This window comes from Enterobacter cloacae complex sp. CDL013, assembly GCF_049238805.1.
Lineage (GTDB): Bacteria > Pseudomonadota > Gammaproteobacteria > Enterobacterales > Enterobacteriaceae > Enterobacter > Enterobacter hormaechei_C.
Map to the genome: position 1 here is coordinate 414,209 of NZ_JBMKGT010000005.1, position 21,142 is coordinate 435,350.

A 21,142-nucleotide genomic window follows, 5' to 3' on the forward strand; every position below is an offset into this window, starting at 1 on the left:
CAGATCAATAATCATGAAAATTTATCGACCTGGCATAAGATATCCGGGAGAGTTATGCCACGTTACGTGAGTGACCCGCCAGAATGGCCAGCGCTTCACCGTTTTCGATGGTGATATACTTACCTTTAACCGCCAGCATTCCGCTCTTCTGGAAGCGACCCAGCAGACGGCTGATGGTTTCCACGGTCAGGCCCAGATAGTTACCAATATCACCGCGCGTCATGGTCAGACGGAATTCACGCGGGGAGAAGCCACGTTCCGCGAAACGGCGGGAGAGGTTATAGATAAAGGCGGCCAGACGCTCTTCGGCATTCTTCTTAGAAAGCAGCAGGATCATATCCTGATCGCCTTTGATCTCACCGCTCATCAGACGCATCATCTGCTGACGCAGGTTCGGCATCTTACCGGACAGATCGTCCAGCGTCTCAAACGGAATTTCGCAGACCATAGAGGTTTCCAGCGCCTGAGCAAAGCTCGGGTGATGGCCACTGCCGATGGCGTCAAAGCCGACTAAATCGCCTGCCAGATGGAAGCCGGTGATCTGCTCGTCGCCCTGTTCGGTAATGGTGTAGCTTTTGATGGTGCCAGAACGGATAGCATAGAGCGACTTCAGTTCGTCTCCCGCCTTAAACAGCGTCTGCCCTTTCTGAATAGGCTTTTTGCGCTCGATGATATTGTCAAGCTGATCGAGTTCGTGCTCATTCAGAGTAAACGGGATACAGAGCTGGCTGATGCTGCAATCCTGGCAATGGATAGCACAACCGCCAGACTGAATGCGTCGTATAATTCGCTTTTCCGGGATCATAGGTTTGCTCAAGCCTTAATTGATATTGGTCAATTTTAACATCTTTTTGGTAAGGACGTAAGTCTGGCAAACCCCCAATAAAGACAAGAGACGGCAGCGTGTTGCCATCTCCTTGAAATTCCACAGAATGATTAAGGATTATGAACCTAACAGGAAGAAAATTAAGCACAAAAAGCCTGGGAATTACAGCAGAAAATACCCTTCGTGACGCAGCAGCCACTCTTTGCGCTGTACGCCCCCGGCATAGCCGGTGAGGGTGCCGTTGCGCCCAATCACGCGATGGCAAGGCACCACAATGCTGACGGGGTTAGAGCCATTTGCCGCACCGACCGCGCGCGCCGCGCCGGCACGACCAAGCTGTTCTGCCAGCTGACCGTAGTGCATCACCTGCCCGCAGGGAATATTACGCAGCGCCTGCCACACCTCGCGCTGGAAAGGGGTGCCCGCCGTGGCGGTTGGCAGGGTATTAATAATGCTGAGATCGCCCTCGAAGTAGGCCGTCAGTTTATCGCTCAGCCCGCTAGGATTACGGGCAGTAACACGCTCGTATCCCTCGGCGCGATAATGGATGTTGAGCAGCTCAACCATCCGGTCGCTGTGCTCTTCCCATTCAACCGCGCGCAGATTGAACGCTTCATCCGCGATAACCCACAGCGGCCCCAGCGGCGTCGCAATCTTATCTTCGAGTAATCTCAGCATCAGTACTCCTTAGTTCAGCCTCGGGTAAACACCCGGTCCAATCGGCAGGCCGACAAGATACCACGCCACCAGCATCACCAGCCATACCCCTAAGAAGATAAGCGGATAGGGCAGAACCAGCGAATAGTAGGTACCCAGCTTAGCCTCCGGTCTGTAGCGTTGCAGGAAGCCTAAAAACAGCGGAACGAAGGGTGACACGGGCGCCAGCGGGATCACCGAGGAATCGGCGACACGGAACAGGATCTGGGCGAACGCCGGATGGAAGCCGAGCATCATAAACATGGGGACAAAGATGGGCGCCAGAATCGACCAGATAGCCGACCCGCTGGCAATAAACATGCACAGCAGGGACGACAGCAGCGCCAGGCCGACAAACGCCGGAACACCGCTCAACCCCGCCGCCTCCAGCGCGTCCGTCAGGCTCACGGCCATAAACTTGCCCATGTTGCTCCAGTTAAACATGGCGACAAACTGCGCCAGCGGGAACACCATCACGATAAAACCCGCCATCTCCTTCATCGGCTCGATCATCAGGTGCGGCAGATCTCCCTGACGGCGGATTTTGCCGGTGGCGATGCCGTACGCGAGCGAAACGACGAAGAAGAAGAGAATTATCAGCGGCACAATGCCCTGAATAAACGGCGAGGGCAGTACGGTGTGTTTGATCGGATCGCGCAGCACGCCATTTTCCGGTACCACCATCAGCGCCACCACCGCAATGAACGCCAGCGAGACGATCCCGGCTACGCGCAGGCCGAACTGCTGCTCTTTGCTCAGCGTCTCCAGCTTTTCATCGCTCCGGCCTTCCCATTTACCCAGGCGCGGCTCAATGATTTTATCGGTAATCAGACCCCCGACAATCGTCAGGACAATCACTGAACTGGCCATAAAGTACCAGTTGTCGATCACGCTGACGTGCATGGTCGCATCGATGGTGCTGGCTGCCTCTGTGCTGATGCCGGAGAGCAGCACATCGGTGGTCACGATAAGCAGGTTAGCGGTAAACCCACAGCCGACGCCCGCAATCGCCGACAGCAGGCCCGCAACAGGATGACGACCAACGGCGAGGAAAATCAGCGCCCCCATCGGCGGCATGATCACCAGTGCCGCGTCGGACGAGATATGGCTGAAGAAGGCAATAAACAGCACCATATAGCTGGCATAACGCGCGCTGACGTGCGAGGCCATTTTGACCATCAGCGCGGGCAGGAGACCCACGCGCTCGGCCAGTCCCGCGCCTAACACCAGCGCCAGGATGGCGCCCAGCGGCGCAAAACCGCTGAAGTTTTTAATCACGTTCGGCAAAAACCAGTGCAACCCTTCAACGCTGAGCAGGTTTTTCACTGCCACCATGCTGCCGTCGGCCGGGCTGCGCACGCTCACCTCAAAGGCGGACAGCACGGCCGTCGCGACCATCAGGATGACAATTAAATAGATAAAAAGCAGGAAAGGGTGCGGCACTTTATTGCCGATCCTTTCAACCCAGCCATAGAGCTTACCGGATGGGGAATGCGAAGGTATGGAAGACATACTCATGGGCGTTCCTCGGGACTGTTGTTGTGTTGTTGTGTTGTGTTTTTTTATTTTAAAGGTGACGGTGTCACGCCCTGCGGGATCGGACACTCGTACGGTTTTTCTGTTATGTGTTGTTCGAACTCTTCCCGGCATTTTCGCAACAGGTCGGCATCCTGAAGCAGATGCAGCGCGGTCGCGCCCATCACTTTTCCGGCCAGCAACATGCCTTTATGGGCAATAGAGGTACGCCCCTGCGCCACTAATTGCCAGGTATGCAGCGGGGTGCCCACGGTAAAACAGGGGCTAAAGCACTGTGCGACAGGCATCTTCCAGCTGACATCCCCCACATCGGTGGAGCCTGCCAGCACGTTATCGGTGATGGCATAAGGGGCAACTTCATCCACCAGCAACGTCTCCTGATGGCGTCGGGCAAACGCTTTTCCCTCTTCGGCCCCCGTTGCGGCAATGTTTTTCAGGCTGTTTTGCAGATCGTTTGCCGTGAGCGTAGCGCGGATTTTACGGGCAAATTCGCGTTCCTCTTCCGTCCAGGCCGGCGTGCCGTAATGCTGCAATGCGCGGTACATCGCCGCTTCGAGCGTTCGGTTCGGCAGATAGCTGGAGCAGGCTTTATCAAAGCGGCACTCGACGGTGGTTTCGGTCATCATCGCCGCGCCCTGGGCGATTTTCTCGATGCGCGCGTAGATCTGCTGCGCATCGGCCATCTCCGGGGCGCGGATCAGGTACAGCACCTCGGCCTGGGCCTGCACCACGTTAGGCGAAATTCCGCCGGTATCGGTGATGGCGTAATGAACGCGCGCTTTTTCAATGATGTGTTCGTTGAGGAAGTTTGTGCCGGTGGTCATCAACGTCACGGCATCCAGCGCGCTGCGTCCCAGATGTGGGGAGTTAGCGGCATGGGCGGCGATCCCCTTAAACCGCCAGGCGGCCTGAATATTGGCCAGCGTGCTGACGTTAAACATCCCGGCAAAGGCTTCCGGGTGCCATGTCACGGCAGCGTCCACGTCGTCAAATAATCCTTCACGCACCATAAAGGTTTTACCGGAGCCGCCTTCCTCGCCGGGACAGCCGTAAAAACGCACCGTTCCGCTGCCGCCGTGCTGTTCCAGCCAGCTTTTCACCGCCACCGCCCCGGCAAAGGCAGCCGTGCCTAAGAGGTTATGCCCGCAGCCGTGGCCGTTCGCCCCCGGGGTGGCGGATTGCGCCGTCGCGCAGTGTGCCTGCTGGCTTAGCCCGGCCAGGGCATCGTATTCGCCCAGAAGGGCGATAACGGGCTTGCCGCTGCCGTAGCTGGCAATAAAGGCGTTGGGAATGCCTCCGGCTTCCCGCGTCAGGGTAAAGCCCTCGGCTTCCAGCGCGCTGGCGAGGCGTTCGGCGGACCAGAACTCTTCAAAGCGCGTTTCGGGATGATCCCAGATGTCGTCGGCAATATCGGTAAACGTCTGACATCGCGTGTCGATGGCATCAGCGATAAAAGCGTAGTTCTCCTGCATTACACACCTCGCGTCCACGGGAAATTAAGCGCAGTTCGCGCCAGCGTTTCGATGGCAACGTTCATCACCTGCTCATCAAAATCGAATTTTTCGTTGTGATGTCCGGCGCTCAGCTGGGTGCCGAAAACCATATACGAGGCCATGCCGCCGTTCTGCTGCACGCGGGCCATCATTAGCGTGGCGTCTTCGGAGCCCGCAGGCGCTTTGACCTTATTAATGGCATGAGTCACACCGGGCACCTGGCTTGCCTGCTCGCGCAGATAATCGACCCAGGCCGGGGAAGGGACGCTGGAGGTCGCCGCCCCCATCAGGTTTATCCCGGCTGTTACGCCATAGAGCGCCGCCGCGCCGGTAATTACCGCCTGCGCGCGCTCAAAGACATACTGATTAATGGCCTCGCTTTCGCCGCGGGTTTCAACCTTAAGTAACGCATCAGCCGGAACCACGTTGCGTCCGCTGCCCGCCTGCATGACCCCGACGTTAACCCGGGACGCGCCTTCGCTGTGTGGCGCGATGCCATGCAGCGCGATAGCGGCCTGGGCAGCAGCAAGCAGGGCGTTACGGCCCTCTTCCGGTTTACCGCCAGCGTGTGCGGCGACTCCGGTAAAGCGCACGTCAAATTTGGTGGTCGCCATGAAGTTATCGCTGCCGCAGATCACTGTCCCTTCCGGAACGCCGGTTCCGATATGAATGGCGGTAAAGTAGTCTACGCCGTCCAGCGCGCCTGCGGCGACCATAGCGCGCGCGCCGCGCGTACCCTCTTCGGCAGGCTGGAAGATCAGTTTGATGGTGCCGTTGAGCTGCGCTTCATACTGCTTAAGCACCTGCGCGAGCCCCAGACCAATGGTGGTATGCCCGTCGTGGCCACAGGCGTGCATCATTCCCGGATTGCAGGAGGCAAACCCGTCGCGGAACGGGCGATGGCTGTCGTCGAGCGCTTCGCTTAAATCAAGGGCGTCCATGTCCACGCGAAACGCCAGGGTTGGGCCCGGGCGGCCGGTATTCAGGGTCGCGACAATGCCGGTGAACCCGCCCTCAAACGGCGCCAGCCATTTCTCCGGCGCGCCCTGCGCCCGGGCGCGGGCAAACTCTCGCGAAAGGGTGGCGTCATCGGGCAGTCCCATACGGCTTTCGGCGTCGACCACGTCGCGACCCATCGCCAGCTCGTAACCCAGTGAGGCGAGGATCTCCGCCACTTTTGCCGCAGTGCGAAACTCCACCCAACCGGATTCCGCGAAATGGTGGAAATCGCGACGCCATGCGCTCAGTTGTGGGGCTAATGTCTGGATGTACTGCGCCAGTGCGTTCATATCTTTTCCTGTCATCATTAAAATATGTGAACTGCTTCACGCTGTGATAGTTTTTACTTATCACTAATCGTTTTTTCACAGTTTTAACCGTTCAGGAATTACCCTCGCACATCCGTTTCCATTAAAGTAGATGACAGTTTCTTTACTCTGATAAACAACGGTTATCGGTTGCGTTATGTCATTTCAGATTAAATTTCATCAAATCAGGGCGTTTGTCGAGGTGGCGCGACAGGGCAGTATTCGCGGCGCCAGCCGGACGCTTAATCTTTCGCAGCCCGCGCTGACCAAATCCATTAAAGAGCTGGAGGAGGGTATGGCGGCCCAGCTGTTTGTGCGCAGGAGTAAAGGCGTCGCGCTGACCGAGTGCGGGGAAGGATTTTATCACCGCGCTAATTTGATTCTGGAAGAGCTACGCGCGGCGCAGGATGACATCCGCCAGCGGCAGGGCGAACTCGCCGGGCAGATCAATATTGGGATGGGAGCCAGCATTTCACGCAGCCTGATGCCAGCCGTCATTACGCGTTTTCATGCGCAGCATCCTCAGGTCAACGTTCGGATTATGGAAGGCCAGCTGGTGTCGATGATTAATGAATTACGTCAGGGTGAGCTGGACTTTACCATCAATACCTATTATCAGGGGCCGTACGATCACGAATTTACGTTTGAAAAGCTGTTCGAAAAGCCTTTTGCCGTATTTTGTCGGGCAGGACATCCGGCGACAGGGGCGACCTCAATTAATGAGCTTCTGCAATATAACTGGACGATGCCTACGCCCCGGGGAAGTTATTATAAGCAGTTGCAGGATACTTTTAACCATCGCTCTCAAATACCGCGAATTGGCGTTGTCTGTGAGACCTTTTCCTCCTGTATTAGCCTCGTCGCACAAAGCGATTTCATCAGCATTTTACCGCAGGAGCTGGGCTGCGATCCGCTTCTGGCGCACCGTCTGATAATGCTGCCGGTTGTCGAAACCCTGCCTAAAGCGGCATATTATTTAATTCAGCGTCGTGATTCTCGCCAGACACCGCTTGCCGAATCATTAATCACGCAGTTTCGAAGAGAGGCCAGGAAATTAATTTAATAAAAATAACAACAATAAAAAATAGAGTCTGCCCGACATCAGACAGACTCCACAGAACACACAGTCGTGCATCCTTTCGCGGATCCTACATGCATTATCCATTGGGCAGGTTTATTAAGTTATAACAGCTTTTTCTTAAAAGAGAAGGACGTTGAGTGATTGATTTCACGATTTTTTAACGTATTTATTTAATTAATTACGGCTGAAATTTAAGTTAAGGTTAGATTAAATTTATTGCGTCTGCGATTATCTGTTCCTTAAGCCATTATTTGTACCCGTGCCCGGGTGATTGAGACCCGCAACGGGCGCAGGTATAGTACATCACTCAGATGTAGCCGGAGGATTTCCATGAACCCTGACGACAAATCACTTTTTCTTGACGCCATGGAGGATGTCCAGCCGCTCAAACGCTGCGCGGATATTCACTGGCAGCAGAGCCGCAACACGCGGGCGCGTCAGGAAATAGATACTGAGCAGCTCGATAACTTTCTGACGCTGGGGTTTCTGGAACTGTTGCCCCTTGACGAGCCGCTGATGTTCCAGCGTGAAGGGGTACAGCAGGGGGTATTTGATAAGCTGCGTTCCGGCAAATATTCCCGTCAGGCCAGCTTAACGCTGTTACGCCAGCCTGCGGAGCAATGCCGCCAGCTGGTCTATTCCTTTATTCGCCAGGCCGGACGTGACGGGCTACGCAACCTGATCATCGTGCATGGTAAAGGGCGTGAACAGCAGTCGCACCCTAACGTAGTGCGCAGCTATCTTGCGCGCTGGTTGACCGAGTTCGACGAAGTACAGGCCTTTTGCGAAGCGCAGCCGCATCACGGCGGCAGCGGAGCATGCTATGTCTCGTTGCGTAAGTCAGAGGATGCGAAGCGAGATAACTGGGAACGCCACGCCAAGCGCAGCCGCTAATCATGAAGGCGGGCGATATGCCCGCCTGTCACTCAGAAGGTTTCCCAGTTCGCGTCAGCTGTATTCGCGCCTGCCGCTGACGGGCGCAGCAGTACGGGCGTTTTCACGTTTTTAGGGCGAGCCGCCGGCGATGCCTGAGCGTTCAGCCGGAATGCCGCCACGGCCTGACGCAGCTGTTCAGACTGATCTTCCAGCGCCGCCGCCGCCGTTGCCGACTCCTGTACCAGCGCGGCGTTTTGCTGCGTGACGCTGTCCATCTGCGAGACCGCCAGGCTGACCTGCTCTATACCGCGGCTCTGCTCGTCAGACGCCGAGGAAATCTCAGCCATAATATCGGTTACGCGCGTCACGGCCGCGACGATCTCTTTCATGGTCGCACCCGCCTCGCTCACCTGTTCCGAGCCGGTATTCACCCGGCTGACAGAGTTCTCGATAAGCCCTTTGATCTCTTTTGCCGCCTGCGCGCTGCGGCTGGCCAGCGTCCGTACTTCACCTGCCACGACCGCAAAGCCGCGACCTTGTTCCCCGGCACGGGCGGCTTCAACCGCCGCGTTGAGCGCGAGAATATTGGTCTGGAAGGCAATACTATCGATAACGCCGGTGATATGCGCAATTTGCTGAGAACTGTCGGCAATGTCATTCATGGTACGCACCACGTTATCCACCACCTGACCGCCGCGTGCGGCGGTTTCAGACGCATTCTTCGCCAGCAGCGTCGCCTGGCGGGCGTTATCCGAGTTCTGTTTCACCGTGGCAGTCAGCTCTTCCATGCTGGCGGCGGTCTCTTCCAGCGAGGCTGCCTGCTGCTCGGTTCGGGCGGAAAGGTCGTTACTTCCGGCGGCAATTTCTCCTGCGCCCGTGTAGATAGAATCTGTGCTGCCGCGCACGGCGCTGACGGTGCTCACCAGCGACTGCTGCATCTCGTGCAGACCAGCAGCCAGCTGGCCCATCTCGTTGCGCCCGGTAATCGCGACATTTTGCGTCAGATCGCCGCTCGCGATGGTGCGAATATGGTTCATGATGGCGTTGAGCGGTTTCAGGAGCAGGTGCTGTAAACCCTGCCAGATCACCACCAGCACGGCGATCACGGTCAGGAAGATCGCCGCCAGCGTCCACTGCATCTGGGTAAAGCTGCTCTGGTTCTCTTCGGCGGCGGCTTTCAGCAGAACGTTGTTTTCAGCGCGCCAGCGGGTATAGACCGCCTCCATCTCATCCTGCGCCTGCTGGGCGTCCAGGTCGCCATAGGCCTGATAGTTATCGGCGCGCAGATACTCAATGGACAAGCGCATCACCTCGTGCATTTGCTTCCAGGCTTTCTGCATCTCTTCGGTGAGCGCGGCATGCTGGCCCTTCACCTGCGGAATAGCCTGCCAGTTTTTGTAATAGTCTTCGGCTTTGGCCAGCGAACCGTTGGCGGTGCCCAGCAGCGTGTTGATCGCCGCGAGAGAGGCCGGATCGCGCTGGTTTTTCAGGTAGCGGATCGCCACGCGGGTAACGGTAACGCGCGTTTTCACCAGCGTGTTAACGCTGTCGCTCAGGCTTTCCTGTTGGGCATTGAGTAACCCGGAGTTCTGAAAGTTGTGACGATCGTTGTTAACGGCAGAGTAGAACAACCCTCCCGTGACAACTTGCAGCAGACAGAATATGGTGAGGGCAAAGATAATACCGGTAATCACGTGCAGATTTTTCAGCATGGCGGTCATCCGTAAGAGAAGAGGCAGGGTTACATCAATACTATCGTCGTAGCGAATTTAAACTTTAATTTTACTATTGCTTAACTAATGGTTTCGTTGCGGAACCTGTTGTAAATCCGGATCATTTTTATGAGGAAGGTCAGCATGAGCAGCATAGATAAAAGCGGAACGTTCACGCTCGGAACGCGTACGGTTAAACGATTTGGCTATGGCGCGATGCAGCTTGCCGGGCCTGGCGTTTTTGGTCCGCCAAAAGATAAAAATGCGGCGCTGGCGGTGCTGCGTGAAGCGGTGGCGTTGGGTGTGAATCACATTGATACCAGCGATTTTTACGGACCTCATGTGACCAACCAGCTTATCTGCGAGGCGCTTCATCCGTACCGGGACGACCTTACGATTGTGACCAAGATCGGAGCCCGACGCGGCGAGGATGCCTCCTGGCTGCCGGCGTTTTCCGCGCAGGAGCTGACGCAGGCGGTGCATGATAACCTGCGTAACCTGAAGCGGGATGTGCTGGACGTGGTTAACCTGCGGATCATGTTTAGCGCCCACGGACCGGCGGAAGGCTCGATTGCCGCGCCGCTGAGCACCCTTGCGGAGCTGCAACAGCAGGGGCTGGTTCGTCATATTGGGCTGAGCAACGTCACCGCTTCGCAGGTTGCTGAAGCGCATAAGATGGTTTCCGTGGTGTGCGTACAGAACATGTACAACGTTGTGAATCGCGGTGACGATGCGCTGGTTGATTCGCTGGCGCAGCAGGGGATTGCCTGGGTGCCGTTCTTCCCGCTGGGTGGTTTCACGCCACTGCAATCTTCCGGACTACAGGCGGTGGCGGATTCACTGGGCGCGACGCCGATGCAGGTGGCGCTGGCATGGCTGCTGCAACGCTCGCCAAATATCCTCTTGATCCCGGGAACCTCATCGGTGGCGCATCTGCGTGAAAACCTGGCGGCAGTCGATCTGGTATTGCCGCCTGAGGCGCTGGAGACGTTAAATTCTCTGGTGGGGTAATCCCGATACCAGCAAAAGCCCGGAGGATTTTTCGGGCTTTTGCTGTTTATGATCCAATCTGACTTCTTTGGCGGTGAAGCGCTAACGCTTCCGCCACGATTTCCTGCTTACTTTTCCGTGTTTCATACGCAGTAATGCGGATGTACTCCATCAGCGCAGGATCGATGCGCGCACTTAACATCCTGAGTTCGGCCTCCTTTGCGACACCGCGAGCAACACGCTTATCGGGATAATCACGGGCGGGCATAGAAAACGTCCTCCAAAAATTGTCTTGTTAATTTGTGCTGTAAAATATGCGCTAGTCTAAATATAAAGTCAACGTATAGTGTATGTGGAGTGATTTGTGGTTACTTTGTTTTGTTTTTATAGTCATTTGAAAGTCATTGCGTAGTGATGTTTTATGACGCGTTACGCTTGTCTGTGCGTAAAAATTTACAAAACAAATAATCTTCATTGCTATAGGGGGTTATAAGCGAAGCGGTTAAGGCGTAGCCAGCCGCTTACGCTGACATGGCTTGATCGATACCTCAGTTAAAACTACTGTATATAAAAACAGTATGGAGGTGTTTATCATGATCTTTTTAAGACCCGCAGAGTTGCGTGAAATCGTTGCTATTCCACTTTTCAGCGACTTAGTACAGTGCGGCTTCCCCAGCCCGGCAGCGGATTATGTAGAGCGGCGTATCGATTTAAACGAGTTATTAGTGGCCCATCCCAGCTCCACTTACTTTGTCAAAGCCGCCGGTGACTCGATGATAGAAGGGGGGATCAATAACGGTGATTTGCTGGTGGTGGACAGTTCCCGCAAGCCTGAGCATGGCGATATCGTGATTGCGGCGGTAGAGGGCGAATTTACCGTGAAGCGCCTCCAGCTGCGTCCCAATATTCAACTCAACCCCATGAACAGCGCCTATTCACCGATTATTGTCGGCAGCGACGATACGCTCGATATCTTTGGTGTAGTGACGTATATCGTGAAATCCGCGAGCTGATCGTGTTTGTGAAGCTTAATTAATAGGCAATAAGTTAATTCTCATCATGCAAAAATCTTACGGCACCTGGGCTGTCTTGTCGGCAAACCTGATATTCATCGCATAAGCCGGAACTGACTGGTCAAATATTCTGGTATTGGCGAATTACAGAGTGATATCCCATTTTTTTTATTTTGTTATGTTCCTGCACTTTAGTGAGTTTTCTTTTCTTCCGACAGAATACATTTTGTCTACATTATAATTTTAATTTATGATTCGCACACGAACAATTGATGTTACGCAGGGTTTTAGCATCGTGGCAGTCAATAAAACCCTGCTGTTATAAAGTAATCAGGAGATTCATTTTTATGTCAGACAATAATCCCCGCTCATCCGGCTGGTTAGGCCCGTGGTGCCTGCTGGTGGGTGTGATACTTCTTGTAACGGGGCTCTTTTTTGCTATCGGCGGTTTTAAACTGGTTTCCCTGGGGGGGAGTTGGTATTTTCTCATCGCCGGGGTTATCACTCTGCTCTCTGCGATTCAGTTCTTCCGCCGCAAGTCCTCTGCCGTGGGGCTGTTTGCCCTGGTGTTTCTTGGCACCCTGATTTGGGCATTTTTCGATGCCGGGCTCGACTTCTGGCCGCTGGTTTCCCGTTTAATGGTACCCGCCGGGCTGATGGTGCTGGCAGCTGCCACCTGGCCTGCATTGCGTAAACGTGAAGGAAAACCGTCCTGCGCAAAAGGGGCCCTGGGGGTCTGCGCGGTCCTTATTATCGCCATGGGCGTCACCTTTGTTCAGATGTTTCAACCCCATCCGACCGTGCCGTTTAGCGGTGAAAAACGTCCGCTGGTACCGGTAAAAGATGATGCGAAACAGCAGAACTGGGATCACTACGGTAATACGGCCGGCGGTAGTCGCTTTGTGGCGCTGGACCAGATAACCCGTGACAACGTGAAAAACCTGAAACCGGTCTGGACCTACCATACCGGTGACGTACCGGAAAGTCCGGACGGCAATGGCGCAGAAGATCAGCAAACGCCGCTACAGGTTGGCGATCGTGTCTTCCTCTGTACGCCGCATAACAACGTGATCGCCGTGGATGCCGATAGCGGGAAAGAGATCTGGAAAGCGGAAATCAACGCCAAGTCTGCAATCTGGATGCGCTGCCGTGGCCTGGCATACTTTGATGCCACCAAACCGCTGGCACAGCCAACGGTAGCGGGCTCCACGCCGGTTCTGCCAGCGCAGGTCGCACCGGGCGCTGCATGCCAGCGCCGTATCCTGATGAATACCATTGACGGTAAGCTGATCGCGTTAGACGCCGATAACGGCAAATTCTGCCCGGACTTCGGTACTAACGGCAGCGTTAACCTGCATGAAGGGATGGGCGACGCGTCAGATCCCACCTACGTGCTGACGTCGGCCCCGACGCTGGCGGGTACGACGGTTGTCGTTGGTGGCCGCGTTGCGGATAACGTCAGCACCGATATGCCGGGAGGTGTTATACGTGGTTATGACGTGATCACCGGCCAGCTGCGCTGGGCGTTCGACCCGCGTAATCCGGATCCGAACTATGTTCTGAAGCCGGGCGAACACTACAAACGTAGCTCTGCAAACTCCTGGGCCCCTATGTCCTGGGATGCGTCGATGAATACCGTGTTTATCCCGATGGGGAGTTCCTCCGTCGACCTGTGGGGCGCTGACCGTATTCCGGAAGATCATAAATACGCCACCTCAATCCTCGCGCTGGATGCGACTACCGGGAAAGAGAAGTGGGTATACCAGACCGTGCATAACGACCTCTGGGATTTCGATATCCCGATGCAGCCGAGCCTGGTTGATTTCCCGACAAAAGAGGGCAACAAGCCCGCGGTGGTGGTGGGCACCAAAGCGGGGCAAATTTATGTTCTTGATCGCCTGACGGGTAAACCGCTCACTGAAGTGAAAGAGGTTCCGGTAAAACCAGCGGATATTCCACGTGAACAGTACCCGGCAACGCAGCCGCGCTCTGTGGGGATGCCGCAGATTGGCGCGGAAACCCTGAAAGAATCGGATATGTGGGGGGCGACGCCGTTTGACCAGCTGGCCTGTCGTATCAGCTTCAAATCAATGCGTTATGACGGTCTGTACACGATGCCGGGAACCGATATTTCCCTGAGCTTCCCGGGCTCGCTGGGGGGAATGAACTGGGGTAGTCTGTCCACGGATCCGAACAACCAGTACATCTTCGTCAACGACATGCGTCTGGGTCTGTGGGTCCAGCTGATTAAACAAGATCCGCAAAGCGCAGTGGCAAACACGGGCGGTGAAGCCGTGAACGCCGGTATGGGCGCTGTTCCGATGAAAGGAACGCCGTATTCGGTCAACAAAAACCGTTTCATGTCACCGCTGGGTATTCCGTGCCAGAAACCACCGTTTGGCTCTCTCTCTGCGATTGACCTGAAAACACAGAAAATCGTCTGGCAGGTGCCGGTCGGTACCGTTCAGGATACCGGTCCGTTTGGGGTAAAAATGCGTATGCAGATGCCTGTCGGTATGCCGACGCTGGGCGGTACGCTGGCCACGCAGGGCGGTCTGGTCTTCATTGCGGGAACCCAGGATTACTACCTGCGCGCCTTTGATTCCTCTACGGGGGAAGAAGTGTGGAAAGCGCGTCTCCCGGTGGGTAGCCAGGGCGGACCTATCAGCTATGTATCACCGAAAACCGGCAAACAGTACATTCTGATCTCTGCCGGCGGTGCACGACAGTCGCCGGATCGTGGTGACTACGTGATTGCCTACGCGCTGGATAAATAACAGCGAAATAAGCAGCCTGGCCCCGTCGTAGTACGGGGCTTTTTTTTGACTAAAAACCACGCACAGGAAGAAAGCTGCGGTTCCGGTCAGCCCGTGAAAAGCACCCGCCAGCGTCGGCGACGGCGAGTCATCTCGCGCCATAGCGCGACTATCTCGTCAGGTTGCAGGGCATCAATAGCCTGCGGCGTTAACACCGGCAAACCATAGCGCTGGCGCAGGGCGGCCACTGCCGTGGCGCTGGCATCCATCGGTGAGCGGATCTGCGTCGCCAGCTGCTGTCGCAATAGGCTGAACTCGGATTCATCGCACAGCGTCAGCTCTCGCAAAAATGGTTTGCAGCAACCCAACAGGTTCACGGGAGAACGATCAGGCGACTGTAACGCCAGCAGCAGGCCATCGCGATCGGCAATACGCTGATAACGACAGCTGACCACGTAGCCAATCTGCTGTTCCACGCGCAGGCGCTGGAAAAATCGCGGTTCGCAGCATAACGCCAGCAGCCGCAGCGCGGCGAGCGACGCACCCGGCGGCAGGGGAATAAACACCAGCAGCGCCGAATCCGCGCTGGCGTGCGGAATGTGTTCGACCCCGCCGGGACAATCGCTTAACGGCAACGGCTTAGCGTTAACCGGCGCCCGGAGCAGGCCAAGCTGCCGGGCTAACCCGTGCGCGTGTCCGGCGCTGCCGCCAGCTAACGCCGCCAGCCAGCCATTCCGTGACGGTTCCGATGCCAGTCGTTCAGGCAATTGCTTAAGCAACTGACGGATCGCAATGCCATCTGGCGCAGGCGTAATAGCCGGTGTGGGGCGGGAGAGGCGATCGATTATCGCCCCGATGATGGGTTCCGCCATCACCACGGCGTCAGGAAGCCGCAGGGTTAGCTGCCAGCTACCGTCAACCGTTTGCCACTCGCCGCTGCCGCCGATATGGCGCATTTCAGCCAGAAGAGGGCGTAATTGTTTGCCGATCGCCACCCCCTGTGACTCGCTTACGCGCGAATAAAAAGGCTTGCGGAGGATCAACGTCGGCGGTTGTGCCTGCGCCGGTAAATGCAGCAGCGGAACGGCTTCTGGCGTCAGGGCTGGGGCAGAATATTGGGCAGCCTGCGGGTAGAAGGAAAACGCGATGGGGCTCTCATCCGCAACCGGTTGGCGACGCCAGTGGCTAAGCGGCAGGGCAAATCCCTGGCTGGAAATTGTCCCGGCGGCTTCCATTTTTTTGCAGGCCAGATATGAGGTGGGCGCCGCCAGTAAGTCGGCACAGAAGGCGGAAAAATCAACCGGCGCCGCGCCGGGCGCAAAACCAAACGCCCGCTGGCGAAGCTGGTCAAGGGCCGACAGGGCGCTAAAGCGCTGCTGTGCCAGCCGATAATAATGCCGCTGTTGCTCTTGTGTCGTTTGCTGTAGGGCCCGCAGCCAGCGCGTGATTTGCGCGTCTATGGCCTCGGGCCGTTCGCCGTCAAGCGTTAGCGCCAGCCAGCCGTAATCGTCATCCTGATAAAGCCAGTCCAGCGATACCTCTTCTGCCAGCCCGCGCGCCCGCAGCCCGTCAATCAGGCTTCCGGGGGCCTCGTCCAGCAAAAATTCCCGAAGCAAGGTGACGTTGTCACTTTTTCGGAGCAACGGACAGCGCCACAGCGCGGGTCGCTCCGTCACTGCCAGCTGATAATCTGCTTCAGCGCTAAGGCGTAACGGGGGGGCGGCTTCAGGCACGCCACCTGAAGCAAAACCTGTCGCAAACGTATGGGCAAGCTCGGCTAACGCATCCAGCGTTTGCGGTCCCTGTAGCCACAATTGCAGGTGTCTGGCCCCATAATAGCGGCGATGAAATCCGCGCAACGCGGCGTGCAGCGATCCCGTGTCTTGCCCCAGAGAATCATGGCTACCCACCTGAAAACGGCGAAAAACCTCCGGTTGTTCCATCGCGTGGCGCGCCGCGGCTTCGCGCCGGGCGGGATCATGCTGCTGGATAAGCCGGTTTTCCGCATCAATGACCGCCACTTCGCGCTGGATGTCCTGCCGGGAAAGCAGTGGCGCCTGCAACATATCCCGCAGTCGCGCGACGCCGTCGGACAGGTTATCGGCGGCAACGTCGAAGAAAAAAGCGCTGTGGCGAGCCAGCGTGGTGGCATTGACGTTGCCGCCCTGGCGCTGGACCCAGGCCATGAGTCGATCATCGCCCCGATAGCGCTCGCTACCGCGGAACAGCAGGTGCTCAAGCAAATGCGCAAGACCGGCGAAGCGTGGTGGCTCGTGATGGCTTCCGGCACTCACGCGCGCCAGCGCCGCCGCGCGTGTCGCCTGCGGCTGATGCACCAGCGTTGCGCGTAAACCGCCTGCCAGTTCCACGATGCGGATGGTCATTATCGTTACAGTTCCCGGGTTTTATAGATAAGCTGAGAACGGGTTCGGTTGCGAAACTGAAGCTGACCGATCTTCATATCACTACAGGCTGCTTCGCGTCGCGCCTCGAGGATTTTATGATGATGCGGCGATTTGCTGCACACCGGATCGGCGTTATCCGCATTCCCGGTGAGCATAAAGGCCTGGCAGCGGCAGCCGCCGAAGTCTTTCTCTTTTTCATCGCAGGAGCGGCACGGCTCCGGCATCCAGTCAAACCCGCGATAGCGGTTGAAGCCGAAAGAGTCATACCAGATGGATTCCAGACTCTGCTCAAGCACCGACGGGAAATCCACCGGCAGCTGGCGCGCGCTGTGGCAGGGCAGCGCCGTGCCTTCCGGGGTCACGCTGAGGAAAATCGCCCCCCAGCCGCCCATACAGCCTTTTGGCCGCTCTTCGTAATAATCGGGGGTGACGAACAGCAGGTTGGTCAGATTGCCGCTGGCGGCCATTTTTTGCCGATATTCGGCAACCACGCGTTCCGCGCGGGCAATCTGTTCCCGCGTCGGCAGAAGCCCCTGACGATTAAGGAACGCCCAACCGTAGAACTGGCAGGTGGCAAGTTCTACGTCGTCGGCGTCCAGCTCGATGCACAGTTCGATGATTTTATCGATCTGATCGATATTATGCCGGTGCAGGACGAAATTCAGCACCATCGGGTAATCGCGCGCTTTAACCGCTTTGGCCATCGCCAGCTTCTGCTGGAAGGCTTTTTTATTCCCCGCCAGCGCAGCGTTGAGCACTTCATCGCTGGCCTGGAAGCTAATCTGGATATGGTCCAGACCGGCCTCGCTGAATGCGTCGAGCTTGCTTTCCGTCAGGCCAATTCCCGAGGTGATCAGGTTGGTATAAAAACCGAGATCGCGGGCGGCGCGGATCAGCTCCGGCAGATCCTTACGCGTCAACGGTTCGCCGCCGGAAAAACCTATCTGCACGCTGCCCATCGCCCGCGCCTGGCGGAAAACCTCAATCCACTGTTCAGTGGTCAGCTCCTGATCCTGCCGGGCGAAGTCCAGCGGGTTAGAGCAGTAAGGACACTGTAGCGGACAGCGATAGGTCAGCTCCGCCAGCAGCCACAGCGGTGGATTGACGGCAGGTTTATTCTGGCTCACGGAAAATAACCCACTTCTGTTGATAAGCGATTTGCAGGAATTCTACGACGTCGTCATCCACGCCGCCGGCTTCCGGGAACCGTTCGTTGAGTATGGCAATGATGGCCGCCGCGTCGCGTTGGCCATCGACCAGTTCGAGGATCGCGGCGGCGGTCTCATTGAGTTTAGCCATGCCTTCCGGATAGAGGATGACATGGCTGTCCTGAGCGGCTTCCCATTGCAGGCGATAGCCGCGACGAAAGGCGACGATGGAGTTTTTTTGCATGCTTATACCAGTCGGGTTGTGTGCCAGGCCGCTTTGTCGGTGACCGTGTGATAAGGCGGACGCTGTAGCGCGTAGGCCATGGTCATCGCGTCGAGCATCGACCACAGGATATCGAGTTTGAACTGAAGGATCTCCAGCATCCGATTCTGCTTTTCCGCGCTATCGCAATAACGCTTCGCCAGCTCCAGACCATGTTCAACGTCGCGGCTGGCCTGGCTGAGGCGGCTGCGGAAATAAAAATAGCCTTCCTCTTTGATCCACGGGTAGTGCTGTGGCCAGCTGTCGAGACGCGACTGATGGATTTGCGGGGCGAACAGTTCGGTGAGCGAACTGCATGCAGCCTCCTGCCAGTTGGCGCGGCGGGCGAAGTTAACGTAAGCGTCGACGGCGAAACGGACGCCGGGCAGCACGTGGCGTTCGCTGATTAAGTCCTCGCGGCTGAGCCCCACGGCTTCGCCCAGCTGTAGCCAGGCTTCGATACCGCCGTCATGACCGTTGCTGCCGTCGTGATCGAGGATCCGCTGCACCCATTTGCGACGCGTGTGCGGATCCGGGCAGTTCGCCATAATTGCCGCGTCTTTCAGTGGGATCGTCGTCTGGTAGTAAAACCGGTTCGCCACCCAGCCCTGGATCTGCTCGCGGCTGGCCTCGCCGTTATGCATCGCGATATGGTACGGATGGTGAATATGATAGTAGGCGCCTTTCGCCCGAAGGGCGTGCTCAAACTCTTGCGGCGAGAGCGTTTCGCGAATGTGCATAGTTAGTCCTGAAGCGTGATGTTCATCCCGTCCCAGCTCACTTCTATTCCCTGCTGCGCAAGGGCGTGACGCTGCGGCGACTGCTCGTTAAGGATCGGGTTGGTGTTATTAATGTGGATCAGAATCTTGCGCTTTGCCGGCAGCGAGGCCAGCAGCGCCATCATGCCGTGTTCATCGCCGAGCGCCAGATGGCCCATGTCGCGGCCGGTATTGCGCCCGACGCCGGTGGCCTGGAGTTCATCGTCCTGCCAGACGGTGCCGTCAATCAGCAGACAGTCCGCCTTTTTGAGCCACGGCAGGATAGCGTCATCGGGTTCACCGAGACCCGGTGCGTAGAACAGCGTCTGACCGTTGCGGCGGTTTTCGATAAACAGCGCCACGTTATGCCCCGGCAGCGGGCGGTCGCGCCACGGCGAATAGGGCGGTGCGTTACTGGCGATGGGGACAGCGGTAAACTGCAAATCAGGGCAGGCTTCCACGCTAAAGGCGGTGAGCGGCGCGATCGGGTGGTGAATCAGGCCACCGTTCCAGTGCCGGAGCATGGTAAAAATCGGGAATCCGCTGGAAAGATCTTCATGCACCTCCGGCGTACACCATACCTGATGTGGGCACCCCTCGCGCAGGCTGAGCAGCCCGGTGGTGTGGTCAATCTGGCTATCGGTGAGAATAATGCCGCCAATATGCGTGCCGCGCAGAACCTCTTTCTTATTCAGTTCTGGCGTATGGGCAATCTGCTGGCTGATATCGGGGGAGGCGTTACACAGCACCCACTCTTTGCCGTTATCGCTGACGATGATCGACGACTGGGTGCGAGGGGTCGCCTGAAGGGTACCGTCGCGCAAACCCTGACAGTTGGCGCAGTTACAGTTCCACTGGGGGAAACCACCGCCAGCGGCGGAACCGAGGACTTTTATAAACATGAAGATGGGCCAGGTAGTCAAACAAAAATGCCCGCACGGATGGCGGGCAGAGCGATTAGCGGTTGGAAATGTACAGGGTCACTTCCAGGCCAAGACGTAAATCAATAAAAGCAGGTTTCTTCCACATCGTTTTTTCCTCTTTAAAAATGCAGCACCAACGCCATTGTTTGTGCCAGTTTTGTGATGGTCATCAAATAATGCGTCACAGGAGGGCAAAGCTCAACCCGAAAGATGTAAGGAATTAACTTAATGTTTACAACGTAACCTATTGTTGCCAAACATTTTGCAATACCTTTTGCCAGTTACCCCACAGCAGCTTATTCAGCACAAATTGATCATAGCCGCTGTCACGCAACGCGCTGATTAGCCGTGGTAAACCACTCACATCGTGTAAATCATCAGGCAACGTAATGCCGTCAAAATCGGAGCCCAGCGCGACATGATCGTCACCCATGATGTTAATAAGATAGTCGATATGGCGAACAATCGTGCTCAGCGGGGTATCGCTATCGCGTTTACCGTCGGCGCGCAGAAACGCGTTGCCGAAATTGACGCCAGCCACGCCGCCGCTGTCGCGGATAGCCAGCAGCTGCCGATCGGTCAGATTGCGCGGTTGCGGGCACAGCGTATGGGCGTTGGAGTGGGTGGCGACCAGCGGTGATGAGGAATGACGAGCGGTATCCCAGAACGCCTTTTCATTCATATGCGAAACGTCAATCAGCATGTTCAGGGCGTTAGCGTGCTTAATGAGGGCGATACCCTCTGCGGTAAGCCCTGGGCCGCTGTCCGGGCTGCCGGGAAACGCCCCGTTAACGCCGGTGCCAAAACGGTTAGCAATGTTCCAGAAAGGCCCAATGCTACGCACCCCGGCGGCATAGAAAGCCTGTAGATCGCCTCCCTCGCCGTCAAAACCGCCCGCGCCCTCAATATGCGCTACCATCGCCAGCACCTTATCCTGACGGCAGCGTTCGATATCCGCCGCGCTCAGGCACAATCGCGCCCGGCCGTCGGAGTGGGCGACAAGCTGCTTAAGGATCGTCAGCTGCTGCCAGAGAATGTCGACCGGCTGCCACGGCTCGCAGGCGTATTGTGGCGCCATGCGGGCGATATACTCCTGCGGCGGCACGAACAGCGCGAACAGCCCGCCGGAAAATCCGCCTTGCTGCATGCGCGGATAATCGAGGTGTCCGTTTTCAATGCCGGAGAAGAAGGCCGTTACCGGATCCTGGCGATGGTGAAGCCATAAATTAAGCAACAGGTCATTGTGACCATCAAAAATCGCCATAGCGCATCCCACTGTCTTTTATTGCTGTGAAAGTTGCCTGGCACGATAACCGATTTGTCCGGTCCGGCAAGGAGAAATTTACAACTTAGCAGCAAT

General features: G+C 56.6%; 19 protein-coding genes. 5 read left to right on the forward strand and 14 right to left on the reverse strand.

Going from position 1 to position 21,142, the window contains the following annotated elements:
* Positions 1-52 precede the first annotated feature (52 nt).
* The 5 genes from fnr to ACOTXD_RS12715 form a co-directional block, all read right to left on the reverse strand.
* Positions 53-805 carry a fumarate/nitrate reduction transcriptional regulator Fnr gene (fnr, locus tag ACOTXD_RS12695; RefSeq protein WP_000611906.1) on the reverse strand — a complete coding sequence of 251 codons (753 nt, stop codon included), beginning with the start codon at positions 803-805 and terminating at the stop codon, positions 53-55.
* 183 nt (positions 806-988) lie between these two features.
* Positions 989-1,504, reverse strand: coding sequence for a methylated-DNA--[protein]-cysteine S-methyltransferase (ogt, locus tag ACOTXD_RS12700; protein ID WP_061856153.1), 516 nt, complete (start codon positions 1,502-1,504; stop codon positions 989-991).
* Positions 1,505-1,513: 9 nt separating this feature from the next.
* Complete coding sequence (gene abgT, locus ACOTXD_RS12705; protein WP_022651040.1) at positions 1,514-3,040, reverse strand: p-aminobenzoyl-glutamate transporter; 1,527 nt, start codon at positions 3,038-3,040, stop codon at positions 1,514-1,516.
* 44 nt (positions 3,041-3,084) lie between these two features.
* A complete protein-coding gene (locus ACOTXD_RS12710) occupies positions 3,085-4,530 on the reverse strand; it encodes a M20 family metallopeptidase (RefSeq protein ID WP_003857528.1) in 1,446 nt (481 codons plus the stop codon).
* A complete protein-coding gene (locus ACOTXD_RS12715; protein ID WP_032658257.1) occupies positions 4,530-5,840 on the reverse strand; it encodes a M20 family metallo-hydrolase in 1,311 nt (436 codons plus the stop codon). The genes ACOTXD_RS12710 and ACOTXD_RS12715 overlap by 1 nt, the downstream gene beginning before the upstream one ends.
* A 175-nt stretch (positions 5,841-6,015) precedes the next feature.
* On the opposite strand from ACOTXD_RS12715, the gene ACOTXD_RS12720 reads away from it, so the two are divergent.
* Entirely contained in the window at positions 6,016-6,921 is a 906-nt protein-coding gene (locus ACOTXD_RS12720) for a LysR family transcriptional regulator (protein ID WP_003857524.1), read from the forward strand.
* Positions 6,922-7,269: 348 nt separating this feature from the next.
* Positions 7,270-7,833, forward strand: a complete 564-nt coding sequence (gene smrA / locus ACOTXD_RS12725) for a DNA endonuclease SmrA (protein WP_003857522.1) — start codon at positions 7,270-7,272, stop codon at positions 7,831-7,833.
* Between the two features lie 32 nt (positions 7,834-7,865).
* Here the strand turns inward: smrA and tcp are convergent, their stop codons facing one another.
* On the reverse strand, positions 7,866-9,527 hold the full coding sequence (gene tcp / locus ACOTXD_RS12730; RefSeq protein WP_050871154.1) for a methyl-accepting chemotaxis citrate transducer: 1,662 nt from the start codon (positions 9,525-9,527) through the stop codon (positions 7,866-7,868).
* A 144-nt stretch (positions 9,528-9,671) separates the two neighbouring features.
* Here tcp and ACOTXD_RS12735 point away from each other — a divergent pair, with 144 nt between their 5' ends.
* Positions 9,672-10,538 (forward strand): aldo/keto reductase family oxidoreductase, encoded by an 867-nt coding sequence (locus ACOTXD_RS12735; protein WP_061856152.1) that lies wholly within the window; start codon positions 9,672-9,674, stop codon positions 10,536-10,538.
* Between the two features lie 46 nt (positions 10,539-10,584).
* On the opposite strand, the gene ACOTXD_RS12740 is transcribed toward ACOTXD_RS12735, so the two are convergent.
* Entirely contained in the window at positions 10,585-10,785 is a 201-nt protein-coding gene (locus ACOTXD_RS12740; protein WP_003857516.1) for a hypothetical protein, read from the reverse strand.
* 325 nt (positions 10,786-11,110) lie between these two features.
* Here ACOTXD_RS12740 and ACOTXD_RS12745 point away from each other — a divergent pair, with 325 nt between their 5' ends.
* Positions 11,111-11,530 (forward strand): translesion error-prone DNA polymerase V autoproteolytic subunit, encoded by a 420-nt coding sequence (locus ACOTXD_RS12745; protein ID WP_061856151.1) that lies wholly within the window; start codon positions 11,111-11,113, stop codon positions 11,528-11,530.
* Positions 11,531-11,877: 347 nt separating this feature from the next.
* Complete coding sequence (locus ACOTXD_RS12750) at positions 11,878-14,307, forward strand: glucose/quinate/shikimate family membrane-bound PQQ-dependent dehydrogenase (protein ID WP_003857512.1); 2,430 nt, start codon at positions 11,878-11,880, stop codon at positions 14,305-14,307.
* Between the two features lie 86 nt (positions 14,308-14,393).
* On the opposite strand, the gene pqqF is transcribed toward ACOTXD_RS12750, so the two are convergent.
* From pqqF to ACOTXD_RS12785, 7 genes are all read right to left on the reverse strand, one after another.
* Positions 14,394-16,670: a pyrroloquinoline quinone biosynthesis protein PqqF gene (gene pqqF, locus ACOTXD_RS12755; RefSeq protein ID WP_061856150.1), complete on the reverse strand. Its 2,277-nt coding sequence runs from the start codon at positions 16,668-16,670 to the stop codon at positions 14,394-14,396.
* Positions 16,671-16,675: 5 nt separating this feature from the next.
* A complete protein-coding gene (gene pqqE, locus ACOTXD_RS12760) occupies positions 16,676-17,818 on the reverse strand; it encodes a pyrroloquinoline quinone biosynthesis protein PqqE (RefSeq protein ID WP_045347992.1) in 1,143 nt (380 codons plus the stop codon).
* Positions 17,805-18,083: a pyrroloquinoline quinone biosynthesis peptide chaperone PqqD gene (gene pqqD / locus ACOTXD_RS12765; RefSeq protein WP_022651047.1), complete on the reverse strand. Its 279-nt coding sequence runs from the start codon at positions 18,081-18,083 to the stop codon at positions 17,805-17,807. Before pqqD ends, pqqE begins: the two co-directional genes overlap by 14 nt.
* A gap of 2 nt (positions 18,084-18,085) precedes the next feature.
* Positions 18,086-18,841, reverse strand: a complete 756-nt coding sequence (gene pqqC, locus ACOTXD_RS12770; RefSeq protein WP_003857506.1) for a pyrroloquinoline-quinone synthase PqqC — start codon at positions 18,839-18,841, stop codon at positions 18,086-18,088.
* Between the two features lie 2 nt (positions 18,842-18,843).
* Positions 18,844-19,761, reverse strand: coding sequence for a pyrroloquinoline quinone biosynthesis protein PqqB (gene pqqB, locus ACOTXD_RS12775; protein WP_003857504.1), 918 nt, complete (start codon positions 19,759-19,761; stop codon positions 18,844-18,846).
* A gap of 55 nt (positions 19,762-19,816) precedes the next feature.
* Positions 19,817-19,888 (reverse strand): pyrroloquinoline quinone precursor peptide PqqA, encoded by a 72-nt coding sequence (gene pqqA, locus ACOTXD_RS12780; protein ID WP_002905689.1) that lies wholly within the window; start codon positions 19,886-19,888, stop codon positions 19,817-19,819.
* Between the two features lie 138 nt (positions 19,889-20,026).
* A complete protein-coding gene (locus tag ACOTXD_RS12785) occupies positions 20,027-21,046 on the reverse strand; it encodes a dipeptidase (RefSeq protein ID WP_003857474.1) in 1,020 nt (339 codons plus the stop codon).
* Positions 21,047-21,142: the final 96 nt, after the last annotated feature.

What these genes read in the sequence shown, in the direction of transcription:
- smrA (WP_003857522.1), top strand. Translation starts at nt 7,270, where the DNA reads ATGAACCCTGACGACAAATCACTTTTTCTTGACGCCATGGAGGATGTC.
- abgT (WP_022651040.1), bottom strand. Translation starts at nt 3,040, where the DNA reads ATGAGTATGTCTTCCATACCTTCGCATTCCCCATCCGGTAAGCTCTAT.
- ACOTXD_RS12750 (WP_003857512.1), top strand. Translation starts at nt 11,878, where the DNA reads ATGTCAGACAATAATCCCCGCTCATCCGGCTGGTTAGGCCCGTGGTGC.
- ACOTXD_RS12785 (WP_003857474.1), bottom strand. Translation starts at nt 21,046, where the DNA reads ATGGCGATTTTTGATGGTCACAATGACCTGTTGCTTAATTTATGGCTT.
- pqqB (WP_003857504.1), bottom strand. Translation starts at nt 19,761, where the DNA reads ATGTTTATAAAAGTCCTCGGTTCCGCCGCTGGCGGTGGTTTCCCCCAG.
- ogt (WP_061856153.1), bottom strand. Translation starts at nt 1,504, where the DNA reads ATGCTGAGATTACTCGAAGATAAGATTGCGACGCCGCTGGGGCCGCTG.
- fnr (WP_000611906.1), bottom strand. Translation starts at nt 805, where the DNA reads ATGATCCCGGAAAAGCGAATTATACGACGCATTCAGTCTGGCGGTTGT.
- ACOTXD_RS12710 (WP_003857528.1), bottom strand. Translation starts at nt 4,530, where the DNA reads ATGCAGGAGAACTACGCTTTTATCGCTGATGCCATCGACACGCGATGT.
- tcp (WP_050871154.1), bottom strand. Translation starts at nt 9,527, where the DNA reads ATGCTGAAAAATCTGCACGTGATTACCGGTATTATCTTTGCCCTCACC.
- ACOTXD_RS12735 (WP_061856152.1), top strand. Translation starts at nt 9,672, where the DNA reads ATGAGCAGCATAGATAAAAGCGGAACGTTCACGCTCGGAACGCGTACG.
- pqqD (WP_022651047.1), bottom strand. Translation starts at nt 18,083, where the DNA reads ATGCAAAAAAACTCCATCGTCGCCTTTCGTCGCGGCTATCGCCTGCAA.
- pqqF (WP_061856150.1), bottom strand. Translation starts at nt 16,670, where the DNA reads ATGACCATCCGCATCGTGGAACTGGCAGGCGGTTTACGCGCAACGCTG.
- ACOTXD_RS12745 (WP_061856151.1), top strand. Translation starts at nt 11,111, where the DNA reads ATGATCTTTTTAAGACCCGCAGAGTTGCGTGAAATCGTTGCTATTCCA.
- ACOTXD_RS12740 (WP_003857516.1), bottom strand. Translation starts at nt 10,785, where the DNA reads ATGCCCGCCCGTGATTATCCCGATAAGCGTGTTGCTCGCGGTGTCGCA.
- ACOTXD_RS12715 (WP_032658257.1), bottom strand. Translation starts at nt 5,840, where the DNA reads ATGAACGCACTGGCGCAGTACATCCAGACATTAGCCCCACAACTGAGC.
- ACOTXD_RS12720 (WP_003857524.1), top strand. Translation starts at nt 6,016, where the DNA reads ATGTCATTTCAGATTAAATTTCATCAAATCAGGGCGTTTGTCGAGGTG.
- pqqC (WP_003857506.1), bottom strand. Translation starts at nt 18,841, where the DNA reads ATGCACATTCGCGAAACGCTCTCGCCGCAAGAGTTTGAGCACGCCCTT.